Raw genomic sequence first — 19,067 nt, 5'->3', positions numbered from 1 at the left:
ATTAATGGTAGCCCCGGTAAGCGAAGCGCCACCGGGGACATGCTGACTACTGCGCGGTTTTTTTCATCATACTGAAAATAAACAACACCGCCGCGCACAATACCACCGACGGCCCTGCTGGCGTGTCATAAAACGCCGAGAAGGTTAATCCGCCCGTCACTGCGATCATCCCGATTATCACCGCGATACCGGCCATTTGCTCCGGCGTACGCGCAAAACGACGCGCCGTGGCGGCAGGGATTATCAACAGCGACGTGATGATCAGCGCGCCAACAAATTTCATCGCCACCCCGATGGTTAACGCCGTCACCAGCATCAAGAGCAGCTTCACGCGCTGAAGCTTCACGCCGTCGACAAAGGCCAGATCGGGGCTGACGGTCATTGCCAGTAAATTCCGCCACTGCCACAGCAGGATCCCGAGCACCACCACCACGCCAATGGCAATGGAAATCAGATCTTCGGGCGTGACGGCCAGCAGATCGCCGAACAGATAAGCCATCAGGTCCACGCGGATGTTTGACATCAGGCTCACCACCACCAGGCCCAGCGACAGGGCGCTGTGCGCCATAATGCCGAGCAGGGTATCAATGGCCAGGTGAGGGCGTTTTTCCAGCCAGACCAGACCGGCGGCCAGCAGCAGCGTGACGACAATCACCGCATAAAAAGGGTTCACGTCCAGCAACAAACCAAACGCGACACCCAGCAATGACGCATGGGCCAGCGTATCGCCGAAATAGGACATTCTGCGCCAGACGACAAACGAGCCGAGTGGACCCGCGGCGCAGGCAAGCATAATCCCGGCCAGCCAGCCGGGCAGTAACAGTTCAATCATGAGTGTCCATTTCCCCGACGCAGGACAATTCGTCCCTGTAAATCATGGCGGTGATTGTGATTATGGCGATAGATGCCCAGCTGTTCGGCGCCACGATGGCCAAACATGGAGATAAATTCGGGATGCATTGACACCACTTCCGGCGTGCCGGAACAACAGATGTGATGGTTCAGGCACAGCACTTCGTCGGTTTTGGCCATTACCAGATGCAGATCGTGGGAGACCATCAGCACCGCGCAGTTAAGCTCCCGACGGAGCTGGTCGATAAGATCGTACAGCGCAACCTGACCGTTGACGTCGACACCCTGCGTCGGCTCGTCCAGGACCAGCAGCTGAGGGCTGCTGAGCAGGGCGCGGGCAAGCAATACGCGCTGGGTTTCACCGCCCGACAGCTTTTGCAAAGGCGCCTCAACAAGATGTCCCGCCTGAACGCGTTTTAGCGCCGGTAGGATATCCGCTTTACGCGTACCGGGACGGAGACGCAGGAAGCGGCTCACCGTCAGGGGCAGGGTGGCATCAAGATGTAATTTTTGCGGCACATAGCCGATACGCAATTTGTCCTCGCGGACGATAACACCTGCGTCAGGGGCTACCAGGCCTAATACGACGCGCACCAGCGTCGATTTGCCTGCACCGTTAGGGCCGAGCAGCGTGAGTATTTTGCCGGGCTTCAGATTCAGCGACACGTCAGAAAGGACGCGGCGCTGGCCGAATGAGACCGAAACATTTTCAAGAGAAACTAAAGTCGTCATGTCAATTTAAGCTTGCAGAAGTCATCGAATGTTATAATATCACATTCCACGCATTCATTACGATGATTAGTCGCATTATGTTACAGAAAAATACGCTTCTTTTCGCAGCTTTATCCGCTGCTCTTTGGGGGACAACAGCACAAGATGTTAACGCTGCCGTTGTCGCTTCGCTTAAACCACTTGGCTTTATCGCCGCTGCCATCGCCGACGGTGTGACGGACACAGAGGTACTTCTGCCTGACGGGGCCTCCGAGCATGATTATTCTCTGCGTCCGTCTGATGTAAAACGCTTACAGAACGCGGACTTAGTCGTCTGGATTGGTCCTGAGATGGAAGCGTTCATGCAGAAATCCGCTAAACAGGTCCCTGCGGAGAAACAGGTGACGATTGGTGAGATGTCCGCTGTGAAACCGTTGCTGATGAAAGGGGCTGAGGACGAGGGCGACGAACACGACCACGACCATGCTCATGGCGAAAAAGGTGACGACCATCACCATCACGGTGAATACAACATGCATCTCTGGCTCTCCCCAGAGATAGCGCGGCTTACAGCGGTTGCAATCCACGACAAATTAGTGGAACTTATGCCGCAAAGTCGAATCAAACTCGACGCCAACCTGAAGGATTTTGAGGCTCAATTAGCCGCAACCGACAAACAGGTAGGTAACGAGCTCGCACCGCTTAAAGGAAAAGGGTACTTCGTTTTTCATGATGCCTACGGGTATTACGAGAAACATTACGGTCTGACCCCATTGGGGCATTTTACCGTCAACCCTGAAATTCAGCCTGGTGCGCAGCGTTTACATGAAATCAGAACACAGTTGGTTGAGCAAAAAGCGACATGCGTTTTTGCTGAGCCACAGTTCAGGCCAGCGGTCGTAGAAGCCGTGGCCAGGGGAACATCCGTGCGCATGGGAACCCTTGACCCGCTAGGTACGAACATCCAGTTGAGCAAAGCGAGCTATTCGCAGTTCCTCAGTCAACTGGCGAATCAGTATGCGAGCTGCCTGAAAGGAGATTAACGAGGAAGTGAATACGTGCAACAGATAGCCCGCTCTGTCGCCCTGGCATTTAACAATCTGCCTCGACCCCACCGCGTTATGCTGGGGTCGCTTACAGTTCTCACGTTAGCGGTCGCCGTCTGGCGGCCCTATGTTTACCACCCGAGTTCTGCCCCTATTATTAAAACCATCGAACTGGAGAAGAGCGAGATCCGCTCTCTGCTGCCTGAGGCCAGCGAGCCTATCGATCAGGCCGCACAGGAAGATGAAGCTATTCCCCAGGATGAGCTGGATGACAAGATCCAGAATGAAACCGGCATTCATGAATATGTTGTTTCTACTGGCGATACGCTGAGCAGCGTCCTGAACCAGTACGGTATCGACATGGGCAACATTAGCCAGCTTGCCGCATCCGATAAAGAGCTGCGTAACCTGAAAATTGGTCAGCAGCTTTCCTGGACCTTAACGCCCGACGGCGATCTGCAACGTTTGACCTGGGAGATGTCCCGTCGCGAAACCCGCACCTACGATCGCACCGCAAACGGTTTCAAAATGACCAGTGAAATGCAGCAGGGCGACTGGGTTAACAGCGTGATGAAAGGGACCGTCGGCGGCAGCTTTGTTTCCAGTGCCCGCGATGCTGGCCTGACCAGCGCTGAAATCAGCTCGGTGATCAAAGCCATGCAGTGGCAGATGGATTTCCGCAAACTGAAAAAAGGCGATCAGTTCTCTGTCCTGATGTCCCGCGAAATGCTGGACGGTAAGCGCGAGCAGAGCCAGCTGGTGGGTGTTCGCTTGCGTTCAGACGGCAAAGACTACTACGCCATTCGCGCGGAAGACGGTAAGTTCTATGACCGCAGCGGTACGGGCCTGGCAAAAGGCTTCCTGCGTTTCCCAACGGCGAAACAGTTCCGTGTCTCCTCCAACTTTAACCCGCGTCGTCTGAACCCGGTAACGGGTCGCGTAGCGCCGCACCGTGGCGTTGACTTCGCCATGCCGCAGGGCACGCCAGTGCTGGCGGTAGGGGATGGTGAAGTGGTCATGGCGAAACGCAGCGGTGCTGCTGGCTATTACGTTGCTATTCGTCACGGTCGCACGTACACCACCCGCTACATGCACCTGCGTAAACTGCTGGTCAAACCGGGCCAGAAGGTGAAACGTGGCGATCGCATCGCGCTGTCTGGTAACACCGGCCGGTCGACGGGCCCGCACCTGCACTACGAAGTGTGGATCAACCAGCAGGCGGTTAACCCGCTGACGGCGAAACTGCCGCGCACCGAAGGGCTGACCGGGAAAGATCGCAAAGATTACCTGGCGCAGGTGAAAGAGGTGATGCCACAGCTGCGCTTCGACTAAGCTAACACCCTCAAAAATAAGCCGGCGTCAGTGTGCGCCGGCTTTTTCTTTTGTACGCGGACGGCTGCCTCGCTACACTATCTGAATATATTTTTGCGTCACCAGACCCTGGAACCCGCATGGAAACCAAAAAAAACAATATTGAGTACATTCCCGAGTTTGAAAAATCCTTTCGCCACCCGCGTAACTGGGGCGCCTGGCTTGGCGTATACGCGTTTGCTGGCATGGCGTTACTACCTGCTTCCCTCCGCGATCCGGTTCTCGAAAAAGTGGGGTGCCTGGCAGGGCGCTTAGGTAAAAGCGCACGCCGCCGGGCGCAAATAAACCTTCTGTACTGCTTCCCGGATAAAACCGACGTCGAACGCGAAGCAATCATTGATGACATGTATACCACCGCGCCACAGGCCATGGCGATGATGGCGGAACTGGCGCTGAAAGGGCCGGAAAAGATCGTCGACCGCGTTGACTGGAAAGGGCTGGAAATCATCGACGAGATGCGTCGCAATGATGAAAAAGTGATTTTCCTGGTGCCGCACGGTTGGGGGGTCGACATTCCGGCAATGTTAATGGCATCGCAGGGCCAGAAAATGGCGGCGATGTTCCATAATCAGGGAAACAAAATCTACGATTTCGTCTGGAATACCGTGCGCCGTCGCTTTGGCGGACGCCTGCACGCCCGTAACGATGGCATTAAGCCTTTCATTCAGTCCGTACGTCAGGGTTACTGGGGCTACTATCTGCCCGATCAGGATCACGGTCCTGAGCACAGCGAGTTTGTCGATTTCTTCGCGACCTATAAAGCTACGCTACCCGCGATTGGTCGCCTGATGAAAGTCTGCCGCGCCCGCGTGATCCCGCTGTTCCCGGTTTATGACGGTAAAACGCATCGCCTGAGCATTGAGGTACGTCCGCCGATGGACGATCTGCTGACCGCGGACGATCGCACCATTGCACGCCGCATGAATGAAGAGGTGGAAGTGCTGGTGGGGCCACATAAGGAGCAATATACGTGGATCCTGAAGTTGCTCAAAACGCGTAAACCTGGCGAAACAGAGCCGTACAAGCGTAAAGAGCTTTTCCCGAAGAAATAGGAAACCTTCACCCCTCTCCCCTTAGGGGAGAGAGGATCGGAGCTTACTCTACGGTCAGTACGCGGGTGGTATTGGTTGAGCCGATGGTGCTCATCACGTCACCCTGCGTCACGATAACGATATCACCGGATACCAGATAACCTTTGTCGCGCAGCAGATTCACGGCATCGTGCGCGGCGGCCACACCGTCATTGGTGCTGTCGAAGTAGACTGGCGTCACGCCGCGATACAGCGCCGTCAGGTTCAGCGTACGCTCGTGACGGGACATGGCGAAGATCGGCAGACCGGAGCTGATGCGAGACGTCATTAGCGCGGTACGGCCAGATTCGGTCATGGTGATGATCGCCGTGACCCCTTTCAGGTGGTTGGCTGCGTACATCGCGGACATCGCAATCGCTTCTTCCACATTGTCGAACTGGATATCCAGGCGGTGCTTGGAGACGTTAATGCTTGGGATCTTCTCCGCACCCAGGCAGACGCGCGCCATGGCGGCCACGGTTTCCGCCGGATACTGACCCGCAGCGGTTTCGGCTGACAGCATCACCGCGTCAGTACCATCCAGCACGGCGTTCGCCACGTCCATGACTTCCGCACGGGTTGGCATTGGGTTGGTGATCATGGATTCCATCATCTGGGTGGCGGTGATCACCGCGCGGTTCAGCTGACGCGCGCGACGGATCAGCGCTTTCTGGATACCGACCAGTTCAGGGTCGCCAATTTCCACGCCCAGATCACCACGGGCAACCATCACCACGTCAGACGCCAGGATCACGTCGTCCATCGCGTCCTGATCGCAGACCGCTTCAGCGCGTTCCACTTTCGCAACGATTTTCGCATCGCAGCCTGCATCACGCGCCAGGCGGCGAGCATAGTTCAGATCTTCGCCGCAGCGGGGGAAGGAGACGGCCAGATAATCCACGCCGATCTGCGCTGCGGTCACGATATCCGCTTTGTCTTTATCGGTCAGCGCTTCGGCAGACAGGCCACCGCCGAGTTTGTTGATGCCTTTGTTGTTGGAGAGCGGGCCGCCGACGGTCACTTCGGTGAACACCTTCATACCCTGAACTTCCAGCACTTTCAGCTGTACGCGTCCGTCGTCCAGCAGCAGGATGTCGCCAGGCACAACGTCAGCAGGCAGACCTTTGTAGTCGATACCCACTTTTTCCTTATCGCCTTCGCCTTTGCTCAGGTTGGCATCCAGCAGGAATTTATCGCCGATGTTGAGGAAGACTTTGCCTTCTTTAAAGGTCGATACGCGGATTTTTGGACCTTGCAGGTCACCGAGGATAGCAACATGGCGGCCCAGTTTAGCTGCGATTTCACGCACTTTGTCGGCACGTAATTTATGGTCTTCTGGCGTACCGTGAGAGAAGTTCATGCGCACCACGTTGGCACCCGCGGCGATAATCTTTTCGAGGTTATTATCGCGGTCGGTGGCCGGGCCTAGGGTGGTGACGATCTTGGTTCTGCGAAGCCTTCTGGACATGTAATACTCCGTTGACTGAAACAACTTTGGTGTTGCGTGAACATAGAATCGGCCTTCATCTATCGCAAGGCAGTAGCGAGGGGACCGAATGCCGTAAATCGTACATCGTCGTTATTAGGGAACATCGCTCTTTATAAGCAATTCTTTATCAAAACGCGATTCTTTCAGGGCTTCCTTGACCCGCTTCAAGTTATCCCGGAATTTTGCGCCCCGGCGTAAAGTAAAACCGGTCGCCAGCACGTCGATGACCGTCAGCTGCGCCAGGCGGGAGACCATCGGCATGTACATGTCGGTGTCTTCCGGTACGTCCAGGGTAATGGCGAGCGTTGCTTCCCGGGCCAGCGGCGTACCTGCCGTCGTCAGGGCGATGACCATCGCATCGTTGTCACGCGCGAGTTGCGCCAGCTCCACCTGGCTCTTGGTGCGGCCCGTATGGGAGATGAGTACCACGACATCATCTTCGCTACAATTCATACAGCTCATGCGTTGCAGCACAATGTCATCGGAGTAAATCACCGGCACGTTAAAGCGAAAGAACTTATTCATGGCGTCATGCGCCACGGCGGCGGACGAGCCAAGGCCAAAGAAGGCGATCCGTTTGGCCTGCGTGAGAAGATCGACCGCGCGATTCACTGAACTCATGTCCAGAGACTGGCGAACATGGTCGAGCGTGGCCATTGCCGATTCAAATATTTTTGCGGTGTAAGCATCAACGCTGTCGTCTTCATCTACATTGCGATTAACATACGGGGTACCGTTTGCCAGACTTTGTGCCAGATGCAGTTTAAAATCAGGAAAGCCGCGGGTGTCCAGACTACGACAGAATCGATTGACCGTCGGTTCGCTGACGCCCGATTCCTGTGCCAGAGCGGCGATGCTTGAATGAATCGCCTGAGCGGGCGCGGCGAGAATAACTTCGGCCACTTTGCGCTCGGATTTGCTAAGGTGTTCCAGTTGAAACTGGATTTTTTCCAGCATGTTCATTGTTAACAAGACGCTCATGAGGGCATAACGATTTCATAGAGATGAAACCTAGATTCGATTTAGCCGATATTACCCCCGGGACACCCGAAAGGGTAATCGTCGACAAGAAATGTTGTTGTTTTTTTTCATTACTTGATCGACGTCGGGTTTTGCTCTGCCCCTGTTGCGCAAAGAATCGACGTTTGTTGCGTCACCAGACGGGCGTAATGGCCCGCGCGACGAAAAATCACCGTATCGCACGCGTCGTTAAGCGCTAATGGTTTCAGGAAACGCGTAAAAGCAGTACAGTGCATTGTAATAAAATTACAACGATACCTGGCAGAGTACCAGGAGATCTAACTGAGGAGAATGACATGGCGGTAACGCAAACAGCCCAGGCATGTGACCTGGTCATTTTCGGCGCGAAAGGCGATCTTGCACGCCGAAAATTGCTGCCTTCCCTGTATCAGCTCGAAAAAGCGGGCCAGATCCATCCCGATACCCGAATCCTTGGGGTAGGGCGCGCCGACTGGGATAAGGAGGCTTATACCAAAGTCGTGCGCGAGGCGCTCGAAACCTTCATGAAAGAGAAAATCGATGAAAGCCTTTGGGATAAGCTGAGCGGGCGTCTCGATTTCTGCAATCTGGACGTCAACGATGTAAGCGCCTTTACCCGTCTGGGTGAAATGCTGGACCAGGAAAATCGCGTCACCATTAACTATTTCGCCATGCCGCCAAGCACCTTCGGCGCCATCTGCAAAGGTCTGGGCGAAGCGAAGCTGAACGCCAAACCGGCGCGCGTGGTGATGGAGAAGCCGCTGGGTACGTCGCTGGCAACCTCGCGTGAAATCAACGACCAGGTGGGCGAGTTCTTTGAGGAGTGTCAGGTTTACCGTATTGACCACTATCTGGGTAAAGAGACGGTTCTGAACCTGCTGGCGCTGCGTTTTGCCAACTCCTTGTTTGTGAACAACTGGGACAACCGCACTATCGACCACGTGGAAATTACCGTGGCGGAAGAAGTGGGCATCGAAGGCCGCTGGGGCTACTTCGACCAGGCCGGCCAGATGCGTGACATGATCCAGAACCACCTGCTGCAAATTCTGTGCATGATTGCCATGTCTCCACCGTCAGATCTGACGGCCGACAGCATTCGTGACGCCAAAGTGAAAGTGCTGAAATCACTGCGCCGTATTGACCGCTCCAACGTGCGTGAGAAAACCGTGCGCGGCCAGTACACCGCAGGTTTTGCCCAGGGGAAAAAAGTCCCTGGCTATCTGGAAGAAGAGGGCGCGAACAAGTCCAGCAACACCGAAACGTTTGTGGCGATCCGCGTGGATATCGACGACTGGCGCTGGGCCGGCGTGCCGTTCTACCTGCGTACGGGGAAACGTCTGCCGGCAAAATGCTCCGAAGTGGTGGTCTACTTCAAAAATCCGGAACTGAACCTGTTCAAAGAATCCTGGCAGGAACTGCCGCAGAACAAACTGACTATTCGTCTGCAACCGGATGAGGGTGTGGATATTCAGATCCTGAACAAAGTGCCGGGTCTTGATCACAAACACAACCTGCAAACCACCAAGCTCGACCTGAGCTACTCTGAAACTTTCAACCAGACGCATCTGGCCGATGCTTACGAGCGTCTGCTGCTGGAAACCATGCGTGGTATCCAGGCGCTGTTCGTCCGCCGCGATGAAGTGGAAGAGGCGTGGAAGTGGGTGGACTCAATCACCGAAGCGTGGGCAGCCGACCAGGACGCGCCAAAACCGTATCAGGCGGGAACATGGGGACCTGTCGCCTCCGTTGCGATGATCACCCGTGATGGCCGCTCCTGGAACGAGTTTGAATAACCCCCATCTCTAGCCCAAAGGTGTTATTTTACCGGTAACATGATCTAACACAGCAAGTGGCATAATTTTTAATCTTTTAAGCTCCGCGTGGATTCACCCGCGGAGCTTTTTTTATTACACTCCCTTCAGACATTTTGCCCCTGTGCTCCGGATATCAGGCGTTTCAGCGTTGTTAACAACCGTCAGAAACTGTGTAAACTCCCGAGCCTGGACAGATAAATTAGAGGAGCTTTTATGAATCCGACATTGTTACGCGTAACACAACGCATCGTTGAACGCTCGAAAGAGACCCGTGCTGCCTACCTTGCCCGCATCGAACAGGCGAAGAGTGAAACGGTCCATCGCTCTCAGCTGGCCTGCGGGAATCTGGCCCACGGCTTTGCCGCCTGCCAGCCTGGTGATAAGGACGCGCTGAAAAGCATGCTGCGTAACAATATCGCCATCATTACCTCCTATAACGACATGCTTTCAGCCCACCAGCCGTATGAGGTTTACCCGTCTATCATCCGCAATGCGCTGCACAGCGTGAACGCGGTGGGCCAGGTTGCAGGCGGCGTGCCGGCCATGTGTGATGGCGTGACTCAGGGACAGGACGGTATGGAGCTGTCTCTGTTGAGCCGCGAAGTGATCGCCATGTCGGCGGCAGTGGGCCTCTCTCACAATATGTTTGATGGCGCGCTCTACCTGGGCGTATGCGACAAAATCGTCCCGGGGCTGGTGATGGCCGCGCTGTCGTTTGGCCATCTGCCAGCGATTTTTGTGCCGTCAGGCCCGATGGCAAGCGGTCTGCCAAACAAGGAAAAAGTCCGTATCCGCCAGCTGTATGCCGAAGGAAAAGCGGACCGTCAGGCGCTGCTGGAAGCGGAAGCCGCGTCCTATCACGCGCCGGGCACCTGTACGTTCTACGGTACGGCCAACACCAACCAGATGGTGGTGGAGTTTATGGGGATGCAACTGCCGGGCTCGTCGTTCATCCAGCCGGATGCGCCACTGCGTAAAGCGCTGACCGAAGCCGCAGCCCGTCAGGTGACGCGTCTGACCGGTAACGGCAACGAGTGGATGCCAATGGGCAAAATGGTCGATGAAAAAGTCATCGTCAACGGGATTGTCGCCCTGCTGGCGACCGGCGGTTCAACCAACCATACCATGCACCTTGTCGCGATGGCGCGCGCGGCGGGCATTCTGATCAACTGGGATGACTTCTCCGAGATCTCCTCCGTGGTACCGCTGATGGCGCGTCTGTACCCGAACGGTCCGGCGGACATTAACCACTTCCAGGCCGCGGGCGGCGTGCCGGTGCTGATGCGCGAGCTGCTGAAAGGCGGCCTGCTGCATGAGGATGTCAACACGGTGGCGGGCTTTGGCCTGCATCGCTATACCCTTGAGCCGTGGCTGAACAACGGTGAGCTGGACTGGCGCGAGGGGGCGAGCAACTCGCTCGATCCTCAGGTTATCGCGACCTTCGAACAGCCGTTCTCTCCTCACGGCGGCACCAAAGTGCTGAGCGGTAACCTTGGGCGTGCCGTAATGAAAACTTCTGCCGTGCCGGAAGAGAATCAGGTTATCGAAGCCCCGGCGGTGGTGTTTGAAAGCCAGCACGACGTTTTACCTGCCTTCGACGCGGGTCTGCTTGATAAAGACTGCGTAGTCGTGGTGCGTCATCAGGGACCAAAAGCGAACGGGATGCCAGAATTACATAAACTTATGCCGCCGCTTGGTGTATTATTGGACCGCCGTTTCAAAATTGCGCTGGTGACCGATGGACGCCTCTCGGGGGCATCCGGTAAAGTGCCTTCAGCGATTCATGTCACCCCGGAAGCCTACGACGGCGGCCTGCTGGCGAAAGTCCATGATGGAGACATGATCCGCGTTAACGGTCAGACAGGCGAGTTAACCCTGCTGGTGGACGAAGCAGAGCTGGCGGCGCGTCAGCCACATATTCCTGACCTGAGCGCATCCCGCGTGGGTACCGGACGCGAAATGTTTGGTGCGTTGCGTGAGAAACTCTCCGGTGCGGAGCAGGGCGCAACCTGTATTACGTTTTAAGACGACTTGATTTTAACGATCTGGCGAGAGAAAACTCTGATGAAAAACTGGAAAACAAGTGCAGAAGCAATCCTGACTACTGGCCCTGTCGTGCCGGTTATTGTGGTAAACAAACTGGAGCACGCTGTCCCAATGGCGAAGGCGCTGGTTGCGGGTGGCGTTCGTGTTCTGGAAGTGACCCTGCGTACTGCCTGTGCGATGGATGCGATTCGCGCTATCGCCAAAGAAGTGCCGGAAGCGATCATCGGTGCTGGTACGGTTCTGAATGCGCAGCAGCTGGCGGAAGTGACCGAAGCGGGCGCACAGTTTGCCATCAGCCCGGGCCTGACCGAGCCGCTGCTGAAAGCCGCAACCGAAGGTACTATTCCGCTGATCCCGGGTATCAGCACCGTTTCTGAACTGATGCTGGGCATGGACTACGGCCTGAAAGAGTTTAAATTCTTCCCGGCTGAAGCGAACGGCGGCACCAAAGCGTTGCAGGCGATTGCAGGCCCATTCTCCCAGGTGCGTTTCTGCCCAACGGGTGGCATCTCTCCGGCCAACTACCGCGACTACCTGGCGCTGAAAAGCGTGCTGTGCATCGGTGGCTCCTGGCTGGTTCCGGCGGATGCGCTGGAAGCAGGCGACTGGGATCGCATTACTAAACTGGCTCGCGAAGCGGTAGAAGGCGCGAAACAGTAACAAATGCTCAATGCATAAAGCAGGCCCTCTGGCCTGATGCTGGTCACTTTATGTGACCAGCATGTATGAGTTCTTCTTCTTCTCCCCACAAACATTTTTAATATCCCTAACCCCCAGGCGTATCATTCTTCATTATTGAATAATCCCTGGTAATGCTGCCAACTTACTGATTTAGTGTATGATGGTGATTTTAAGGTGCTTGCGTGGCTTCCATTTCCATCAGATGTCCTTCCTGCTCCACTACTGAAGGCGTGGTGCGTAACGGCAAAAGCACTGCCGGACATCAGCGCTATCTCTGCTCTCATTGCCGTAAAACATGGCAACTACAGTTCACTTACACCGCCTCTCAGCCCGGTACGCACCAGAAAATCATTGATATGGCCATGAATGGCGTCGGATGTCGCGCCAGTGCACGCATTATGGGCGTTGGCCTCAACACGGTTTTACGTCACTTAAAAAACTCAGGCCGCAGTCGGTAACCTCGCGCATACAACCGGGCAGTGATGTGATTGTCTGCGCTGAAATGGACGAACAGTGGGGCTACGTCGGTGCTAAATCACGTCAGCGCTGGCTGTTTTACGCGTATGACAGGATACGGAGGACGGTTGTGGCGCACGTCTTCGGTGAACGCACTCTGGCCACACTGGAGCGTCTTCTGAGCCTGCTGTCGGCCTTTGAGGTCGTGGTATGGATGACGGATGGCTGGCCGCTGTATGAACCCCGCCTGAAGGGAAAGCTGCACGTTATCAGCAAGCGTTACACTCAGCGCATTGAGCGACATAACCTGAATCTGAGACAACATCTGGCAAGGCTGGGACGGAAGTCACTGTCGTTCTCAAAATCGGTGGAGCTGCATGACAAGGTCATCGGGCATTATCTGAACATAAAACACTATCAGTAAGTTGGAGTCATTACCATCATTCCCTTCGTTATTTTTATAGGCCTCGGTAGTTTTGTTTTCATCTCGAAAACGAATGAAGCCTACGAGGACATGGAATACGAATGGAAGCGATAGAAACGAAACAACGTTAATCATGCTATGTGGCTGGTCGCTTAGTTGACCAGCCTTTAGTTATTTACCCTGTCACTTTTACCGCAGTGGCCGCTATTTTCGCTCTCGCGACGGCTTCGTCCACGTTTTCCCCGGTTGCTAATGCCACGCCCAGACGACGGCTTCCGTCGATCTCCGGTTTGCCGAACAGTCTGACCTGTAAGCCTGCACCAACCGCACCTTCGACGTTATCAAAGGTGACATTCTGGCTGGTCAGTTGCGGCAGGATCACCGCCGAGGCTGCCGGGCCGTACTGACGGATGCCGCCAACCGGCAGGCCGAGGAAAGCACGTACGTGCAGCGCGAACTCAGAGAGATCCTGCGAAATCAGTGTGACCATCCCGGTATCGTGCGGGCGAGGGGAGACTTCGCTGAAGATCACCTCGTCGCCGCAAACAAACAATTCCACGCCGAACAGGCCGTAGCCGCCCAGCGCCAGCACCGTTTTGCGGGCGATCTCCTGCGCGCGTGCCAGCGCCAGCGCGCTCATCTGCTGCGGCTGCCAGGATTCGCGATAATCGCCGTCTTCCTGGCGATGACCAATCGGGTCGCAGAAATAAACGCCATCCACGGCGCTGACGGTGAGCAGGGTAATTTCAAAATCAAATTTCACCACGCCTTCTACGATGACGCGCCCGGCACCGGCACGGCCGCCCTGCTGGGCATAGTCCCAGGCTTTGTCCAGCGTGCTGCTGTCGCGGATAAAGCTCTGCCCTTTGCCAGAGGAGCTCATTACCGGCTTAATGATGCACGGGTAGCCAATCTCCTCTACGGCCTGGAGAAACGCAGCTTTATCCCCGGCAAAACGGTAGCTGGAGGTCGGGAGCTGTAATTCTTCTGCCGCCAGGCGACGAATGCCTTCCCGGTTCATGGTCAGTTTTGCCGCTGTGGCACAGGGCACCACGCGCTGGCCTTCCTGTTCAAGGGCAACCAACATCTCAGTGGCAATGGCCTCAATTTCAGGTACCACGAAATCCGGTTTTTCGTCGGCAATTAACGCCCGCAGGGCATTACCGTCAAGCATATCGATGACGTGCGAGCGATGCGCGACGTGCATGGCGGGCGCATTCGCATAACGGTCCACCGCAATCACTTCCACACCCAAACGCTGGCATTCAATGGCCACTTCTTTACCCAGTTCACCCGATCCCAACAGCATGACGCGCGTCGCGGCAGGACGCAGCGCAGTTCCTAAACGAGTCATAAAAATCCCCCTGAAAAAGATGCAGGCAGTATAAACGAAAACGTTTGCGTCTGTCTTGTATAGGGATAACCCGGACAGGGGAGAAATTTGCGCTTCTTTAGCACTGACAGACATTTCCTGACACCCGCTCGCTTAGGCTGTGAAGGTTACGCACTGTTACGTGAGGAAAAATATGTCAGGCTGGATGAATCAACTGCAATCCCTGTTGGGACAAAAAGGCTCGTCGTCCGGCGAGCAGGGTCTGAGCAAGCTGCTTGTGCCGGGTGCGCTCGGCGGGCTGGCCGGTTTGCTGGTTGCCAATAAATCATCGCGGAAACTGCTTACCAAATACGGTACCGGCGCGCTGCTGGCGGGCGGAGGGGCTATTGCAGGCTCCGTCTTATGGAACAAATACAAAGACAAGGTGCGCAACGCGCATCAGGATGAACCGCAGTACGGGAAGCAGGTATCGCCGTTAGATTTACGCACCGAGCGTCTGATCCTCGCCCTGGTCTTTGCAGCCAAGAGCGACGGGCATATTGATGCCAGTGAACGTGCCGCAATTGAACAGCAGATGCGGGAAGCGGGCGTTGAGGAGCAGGGCAGGGCGCTGGTGGCGCAGGCCATCGAACAGCCGCTCGATCCGCAGCGTCTGGCGCAAAGCGTGAAAAACGAAGAAGAGGCACTGGAACTCTATTTTCTGAGCTGTGCTGCCATCGATATCGATCACTTTATGGAGCGCAGCTACCTGAACGCCCTGGGTGATGCGCTGAAGATCCCACAGGACGTTCGTGAGGGAATTGAGCAGGATATTCAGCAGCAGAAGCAGACCCTCGCGGGCTAGAAGGCCATGTTTCGCTTGCATCATACGCGTGTTTTGCCAACCTTATAGGATGTAAAACGAAAAAGTAAGAATGCCATGCCTCCAAAAGCCCGACGTACTCCTTATGCGATCACCACGCATGGCGATACGCGTATCGATAACTACTACTGGCTGCGGGACGATTCTCGTTCCCGGCCAGAGGTGCTCGACTATCTGCACGAGGAAAACGACTATGGCCGCCAGGTCATGGCCAGCCAGCAGGCGCTTCAGGATCAGCTCCTGAACGAAATGGTGCAGCGTATCCCCCAGCGTGATGTCTCTGCCCCGTGGTGCAAAAACGGTTATCGCTATCGCCATATTTATGAGCCGGGAAACGAATATCCCATCTACCAGCGCCAGTCTGTGCTGAGCGCCGAGTGGGACGAATGGGAGATCCTGCTGGATGCTAACAAACGTGCTGCCCACAGTGAGTTTTATACGCTGGGCGGCATGTCCATTTCCCCCGATAACGCCATTATGGCGCTGGCTGAGGATTACCTCTCCCGCCGCCAGTACGGTTTGCGCTTCCGCAATCTTGAAACGGGAAACTGGTATCCCGAAATGCTGGATAATGTCTCCCCCGATTTCGTCTGGGGTAACGATTCAGAAACGGTCTACTACGTTAAAAAGCATGCCTCAACGCTGCTGCCTTATCAGGTCTGGCGTCATACGGTGGGGACCGATTCCGCCGACGATGAGCTTGTGTATGAAGAAAAAGACGAGACGTTCTACGTCAGCCTGCATAAAACCTCGTCTCGCCACTACGTGATTATCTTCCTTGCCAGCGCCACCACCTCTGAGGTGCTGCTGCTGGATGCCGAACTGCCGGATGCCCAGCCGTTATGCTTCCTGCCGCGCCGTAAAGATCATGAGTACAGTCTGGATCACTTCCAGCACAGCTTTTACCTGCGTTCGAACCGCGAGGGCAAAAACTTTGGCCTTTATAAAACCAAAGTGCGCGATGAACGGAAGTGGGAAGTGTTAATTCCTGCGCGCGATCAGGTGATGCTGGAGGGGTTCACCTTGTTTACCGACTGGCTGGTGGTGGAAGAGCGTCAGCGCGGACTGACCAGTATCCGCCAAATCAACCGCAAAACCCGCGAAGTGGTGGGCATTGCGTTCGATGACCCGGCTTACGTGACGTGGATCGGCTTTAACCCGGAACCGGAATCGTCCCGCCTGCGGTACGGCTATTCGTCAATGACTACCCCGGACACGTTGTTTGAGCTGGATATGGACACCGGGCAGCGTCAGGTGATTAAACAGGCTGAGGTCCGGGGATTTGAGTCGGAAAATTATCGCAGTGAACACCTGTGGGTGACCGCGCGCGACGGCGTTGAAGTCCCCGTGTCTCTCGTCTACCACAAGGATCACTTCAACAAAGGTAAAAACCCCATCCTCGTCTACGGTTACGGCTCCTACGGATCCAGCATGGACGCCGATTTCAGCAGCAGCAGGCTGAGCCTGCTCGACCGCGGTTTTGTTTATGCGATTGCCCATATTCGCGGCGGCGGCGAGCTGGGTCAGCACTGGTATGAAGACGGAAAATTTCTCAAAAAGAAAAATACCTTCAATGACTACCTTGATGTCTGCGATGCGCTGATCGCGCAGGGTTATGGCGATCCGCAACTCTGCTTTGGCATGGGGGGCAGCGCCGGAGGCATGTTAATGGGAGCCGTGGTAAACCAGCGGCCTGAACTGTTTAAAGGCGTTATCGCTCAGGTGCCGTTTGTGGACGTGGTGACGACCATGCTGGACGAAACCATTCCGCTGACCACCGGGGAGTTTGAGGAGTGGGGGAACCCGCAGGATGAAACCTATTACCGCTACATGAAAGAGTACAGCCCGTACGATAACGTCGAGGCGAAAGCCTATCCGCATATGCTGGTGACCACCGGCCTGCACGATTCCCAGGTGCAGTACTGGGAGCCCGTGAAATGGGTGGCGAAGCTGCGTGAGCTAAAAACTGACGATAATCTGCTGCTGCTGTGTACCGATATGGACTCGGGGCACGGAGGGAAATCAGGGCGATTTAAATCCTATGAAGGGGTGGCGCTGGAGTACGCCTTTTTGATTGGCCTGGCGCAGGATACGCTGCCAGGCCGCGCGGGAACTCAGGCTTCGCCTAAATAATGCTTCAGCGTCAGGCGCAGTTCCGGGCTCATTCTGTCGAGGTTGTTGTACAGCCAGCGCAGATAGCCCGGATCGTTGTACGCCACTTCCGATACCGGTTTTCCACGATATTTACCGAACGTGAAGGTGGTCAGTAGGGCGGGGCGGCCGGTAATGGTCGCCATATCGTCCGGCGTCCAGCCGGAAGTATTCATGATATCAATCAGGAGCGCTGCGGTGATGTAGCAGTCATAGAGGGCGCGGTGATGATGCAGCCCTTCCGGCGTTCGCACGCTTAGTTTGCGCGACTTATACAGCGCCATATTGCTGTATTTGATCCCCGGCCACAGACGGCGCGCCAGCTTCATGGTGCAAATCCATTCACCGGGCATCTCCGGCAGCACGCGGCGGTCAAAGCTGGCGTTATGGGCGACATACCACTGGCTACCGTGGTAAAGAGGGATGATCTCTTCAATCCACGGCTTATCCGCCACCATCGATTCCGTAATGCGATGAATTGCCATCGCCTGCGCACTGATAGGACGGTCCGGGCGCACCAGGTGGCTCATTGGATTGACTATCTTTCCGTCAACCACGTCGACAGAGGCGACTTCCACAATTCCACCCTGCAAATCGCAGGTTTCGGTATCGATAACGCGCAGCATTGATCGCTCCTGATCCTAAAATGCCTAGCCTAATGGAATGATATCCCCTTGCCAACCCTGTCGGCCCAAAGAACCGGTTAACAGCAACTCTCCCTTATCGGCACGCACGACCAGCTGACCTTTTTCATCCCATAACGCGCTACCGCTGCGCGCGTTCGCCATTAATACCGCGATGGCGTACTTATGCGCGAAGCGTTGTAACGAACTGATGGATTGCCGCCAGCGTTGCTCACCCACCGCCAGGCTGCTGGTGAACAGCGTTGCCTCTGGGTCCAGTTCCGGGGCGTCAGCCTGATTATCAACGATGGTTAACCGTTTATTGCCAGGAATAACACCCGCACCGTTACCCTGCGGATAGCGCCGGATGGTCGACAGGTTAGGGGTGAAAAGCGCGAGTCCTCTCTGTTGCTGGAGAGTAATACCGGCAATCACCGTGATGAAACGTGACTGCGCCGCGTGAAGGAGGGGGGCAAGCTGCAAATCGTCAGGGGGTGGAGGTAAGGTTGTTCCGCCAGGGCCGGTAAGCGAAAGCTCCGGAAAGACGACTAAATCGCACCCATGCGAGGCAGCCTCGGCAATAAAGTGCAGGTGATGTTTTACGTGCTCATCAACACAGTTGTGCCGCGGAGCATACTGAGCCGCGGCAATAGTCCATCGTGACATCGTGACTTCCTTATACACTAAGTCGCTGGGATTTTAAGATTACACCTAAATTTATCAGGGTTTTCTTATCCTGCCACATAACGCGTAAGGAAGTGTAACGGGACGTTAAGCTTATTTAACTTTAGGTTCGTACGGCAGGCGCGAGAGATTAACGGAGGCGAGGCGATGCGCAATAAGACGTTCGCGGAACCAGTCGCGCAGATGCGCGGGTTGTTCACGCTCTACCACTTCAGCCACGACGGGCATGTTGTAACGCTCTTTGAATGCGACCCCCGCGGCGGCGAGATCGACATTCACTTTGTCCATCTCGTCCTGAGGAAGGGCGGCCAGGTTAACGTTCATTTCCTTCTCCTTTTTCTGCGGCGGCAACGTTACCGCGATTGTTCAACGATGACAAGGGAGCAAAGGATGTTCCTCGACTCGTTAATTATACAGAGTTATTCTTTAGCATTCAGGCATAACGAAAAGGAATG

17 protein-coding genes are annotated in these 19,067 nt (G+C 55.4%); 9 read left to right on the top strand and 8 right to left on the bottom strand.

Annotated features, from left to right (window positions below; genetic code table 11):
- Positions 1-46: 46 nt before the first annotated feature.
- Positions 47-832 carry a zinc ABC transporter permease subunit ZnuB gene (gene znuB, locus ACQG2Q_RS14390; protein WP_022648485.1) on the bottom strand — a complete coding sequence of 262 codons (786 nt, stop codon included), beginning with the start codon at positions 830-832 and terminating at the stop codon, positions 47-49.
- Positions 829-1,584, bottom strand: coding sequence for a zinc ABC transporter ATP-binding protein ZnuC (gene znuC / locus ACQG2Q_RS14385; RefSeq protein ID WP_003859757.1), 756 nt, complete (start codon positions 1,582-1,584; stop codon positions 829-831). The genes znuB and znuC overlap by 4 nt, the downstream gene beginning before the upstream one ends.
- Positions 1,585-1,661: 77 nt before the next feature.
- On the opposite strand from znuC, the gene znuA reads away from it, so the two are divergent.
- The 3 genes from znuA to lpxM all read left to right on the top strand — a co-directional run bounded on the left by znuA (position 1,662) and on the right by lpxM (position 5,032).
- Positions 1,662-2,606, top strand: a complete 945-nt coding sequence (gene znuA, locus ACQG2Q_RS14380; protein ID WP_063849218.1) for a zinc ABC transporter substrate-binding protein ZnuA — start codon at positions 1,662-1,664, stop codon at positions 2,604-2,606.
- Between the two features lie 15 nt (positions 2,607-2,621).
- Positions 2,622-3,941, top strand: a complete 1,320-nt coding sequence (mepM, locus tag ACQG2Q_RS14375) for a murein DD-endopeptidase MepM (protein WP_022648483.1) — start codon at positions 2,622-2,624, stop codon at positions 3,939-3,941.
- A 119-nt stretch (positions 3,942-4,060) separates the two neighbouring features.
- Positions 4,061-5,032, top strand: coding sequence for a lauroyl-Kdo(2)-lipid IV(A) myristoyltransferase (gene lpxM / locus ACQG2Q_RS14370; RefSeq protein ID WP_426759227.1), 972 nt, complete (start codon positions 4,061-4,063; stop codon positions 5,030-5,032).
- 43 nt (positions 5,033-5,075) lie between these two features.
- On the opposite strand, the gene pyk is transcribed toward lpxM, so the two are convergent.
- Both pyk and ACQG2Q_RS14360 read right to left on the bottom strand, forming a co-directional pair.
- Positions 5,076-6,518 (bottom strand): pyruvate kinase, encoded by a 1,443-nt coding sequence (pyk, locus tag ACQG2Q_RS14365; RefSeq protein ID WP_003859767.1) that lies wholly within the window; start codon positions 6,516-6,518, stop codon positions 5,076-5,078.
- Between the two features lie 114 nt (positions 6,519-6,632).
- Entirely contained in the window at positions 6,633-7,502 is an 870-nt protein-coding gene (locus ACQG2Q_RS14360; RefSeq protein WP_003859769.1) for a MurR/RpiR family transcriptional regulator, read from the bottom strand.
- Between the two features lie 353 nt (positions 7,503-7,855).
- On the opposite strand from ACQG2Q_RS14360, the gene zwf reads away from it, so the two are divergent.
- The 4 genes from zwf (at position 7,856) to ACQG2Q_RS14340 (ending at position 12,959) form a co-directional block, all read left to right on the top strand.
- The gene (zwf, locus tag ACQG2Q_RS14355) at positions 7,856-9,331 is read left to right on the top strand and encodes a glucose-6-phosphate dehydrogenase (RefSeq protein ID WP_022648481.1); all 1,476 of its coding nucleotides are present in this window, start codon (positions 7,856-7,858) and stop codon (positions 9,329-9,331) included.
- Between the two features lie 234 nt (positions 9,332-9,565).
- A complete protein-coding gene (edd, locus tag ACQG2Q_RS14350) occupies positions 9,566-11,377 on the top strand; it encodes a phosphogluconate dehydratase (RefSeq protein WP_023300442.1) in 1,812 nt (603 codons plus the stop codon).
- Between the two features lie 39 nt (positions 11,378-11,416).
- A complete protein-coding gene (gene kdgA, locus ACQG2Q_RS14345; protein WP_023300441.1) occupies positions 11,417-12,058 on the top strand; it encodes a bifunctional 4-hydroxy-2-oxoglutarate aldolase/2-dehydro-3-deoxy-phosphogluconate aldolase in 642 nt (213 codons plus the stop codon).
- A 203-nt stretch (positions 12,059-12,261) separates the two neighbouring features.
- Positions 12,262-12,959 (top strand): IS1 family transposase gene (locus ACQG2Q_RS14340; protein WP_223866332.1). Its coding sequence is split into 2 segments (ribosomal slippage): positions 12,262-12,511 and positions 12,511-12,959, totalling 699 coding nucleotides; the frame shifts between segments, so codons are not numbered across the junction.
- Positions 12,960-13,134: 175 nt separating this feature from the next.
- Here the strand turns inward: ACQG2Q_RS14340 and purT are convergent.
- Positions 13,135-14,313: a formate-dependent phosphoribosylglycinamide formyltransferase gene (gene purT, locus ACQG2Q_RS14335; protein WP_063162943.1), complete on the bottom strand. Its 1,179-nt coding sequence runs from the start codon at positions 14,311-14,313 to the stop codon at positions 13,135-13,137.
- A 172-nt stretch (positions 14,314-14,485) separates the two neighbouring features.
- On the opposite strand from purT, the gene ACQG2Q_RS14330 reads away from it, so the two are divergent.
- Both ACQG2Q_RS14330 and ptrB read left to right on the top strand, forming a co-directional pair.
- Entirely contained in the window at positions 14,486-15,136 is a 651-nt protein-coding gene (locus tag ACQG2Q_RS14330; protein WP_022648470.1) for a tellurite resistance TerB family protein, read from the top strand.
- A gap of 75 nt (positions 15,137-15,211) precedes the next feature.
- Entirely contained in the window at positions 15,212-17,287 is a 2,076-nt protein-coding gene (gene ptrB, locus ACQG2Q_RS14325) for an oligopeptidase B (RefSeq protein ID WP_096216914.1), read from the top strand.
- On the opposite strand, the gene exoX is transcribed toward ptrB, so the two are convergent.
- From exoX to ACQG2Q_RS14310, 3 genes are all read right to left on the bottom strand, one after another.
- Positions 17,269-17,931, bottom strand: coding sequence for an exodeoxyribonuclease X (gene exoX / locus ACQG2Q_RS14320; protein ID WP_096216913.1), 663 nt, complete (start codon positions 17,929-17,931; stop codon positions 17,269-17,271). The genes ptrB and exoX overlap by 19 nt on opposite strands.
- A 24-nt stretch (positions 17,932-17,955) precedes the next feature.
- Positions 17,956-18,594: a nitrilase-related carbon-nitrogen hydrolase gene (locus tag ACQG2Q_RS14315; RefSeq protein ID WP_063849169.1), complete on the bottom strand. Its 639-nt coding sequence runs from the start codon at positions 18,592-18,594 to the stop codon at positions 17,956-17,958.
- Between the two features lie 111 nt (positions 18,595-18,705).
- The gene (locus ACQG2Q_RS14310; protein WP_003859784.1) at positions 18,706-18,936 is read right to left on the bottom strand and encodes a DNA polymerase III subunit theta; all 231 of its coding nucleotides are present in this window, start codon (positions 18,934-18,936) and stop codon (positions 18,706-18,708) included.
- Between the last annotated feature and the right edge of the window lie 131 nt (positions 18,937-19,067).

The organism is Enterobacter cloacae complex sp. 370H10 (assembly GCF_050031535.1).
GTDB lineage: Bacteria > Pseudomonadota > Gammaproteobacteria > Enterobacterales > Enterobacteriaceae > Enterobacter > Enterobacter intestinihominis.
Note: the sequence above shows the minus strand (reverse complement) of the source record. Positions and strands in the feature narration are given on the sequence as shown.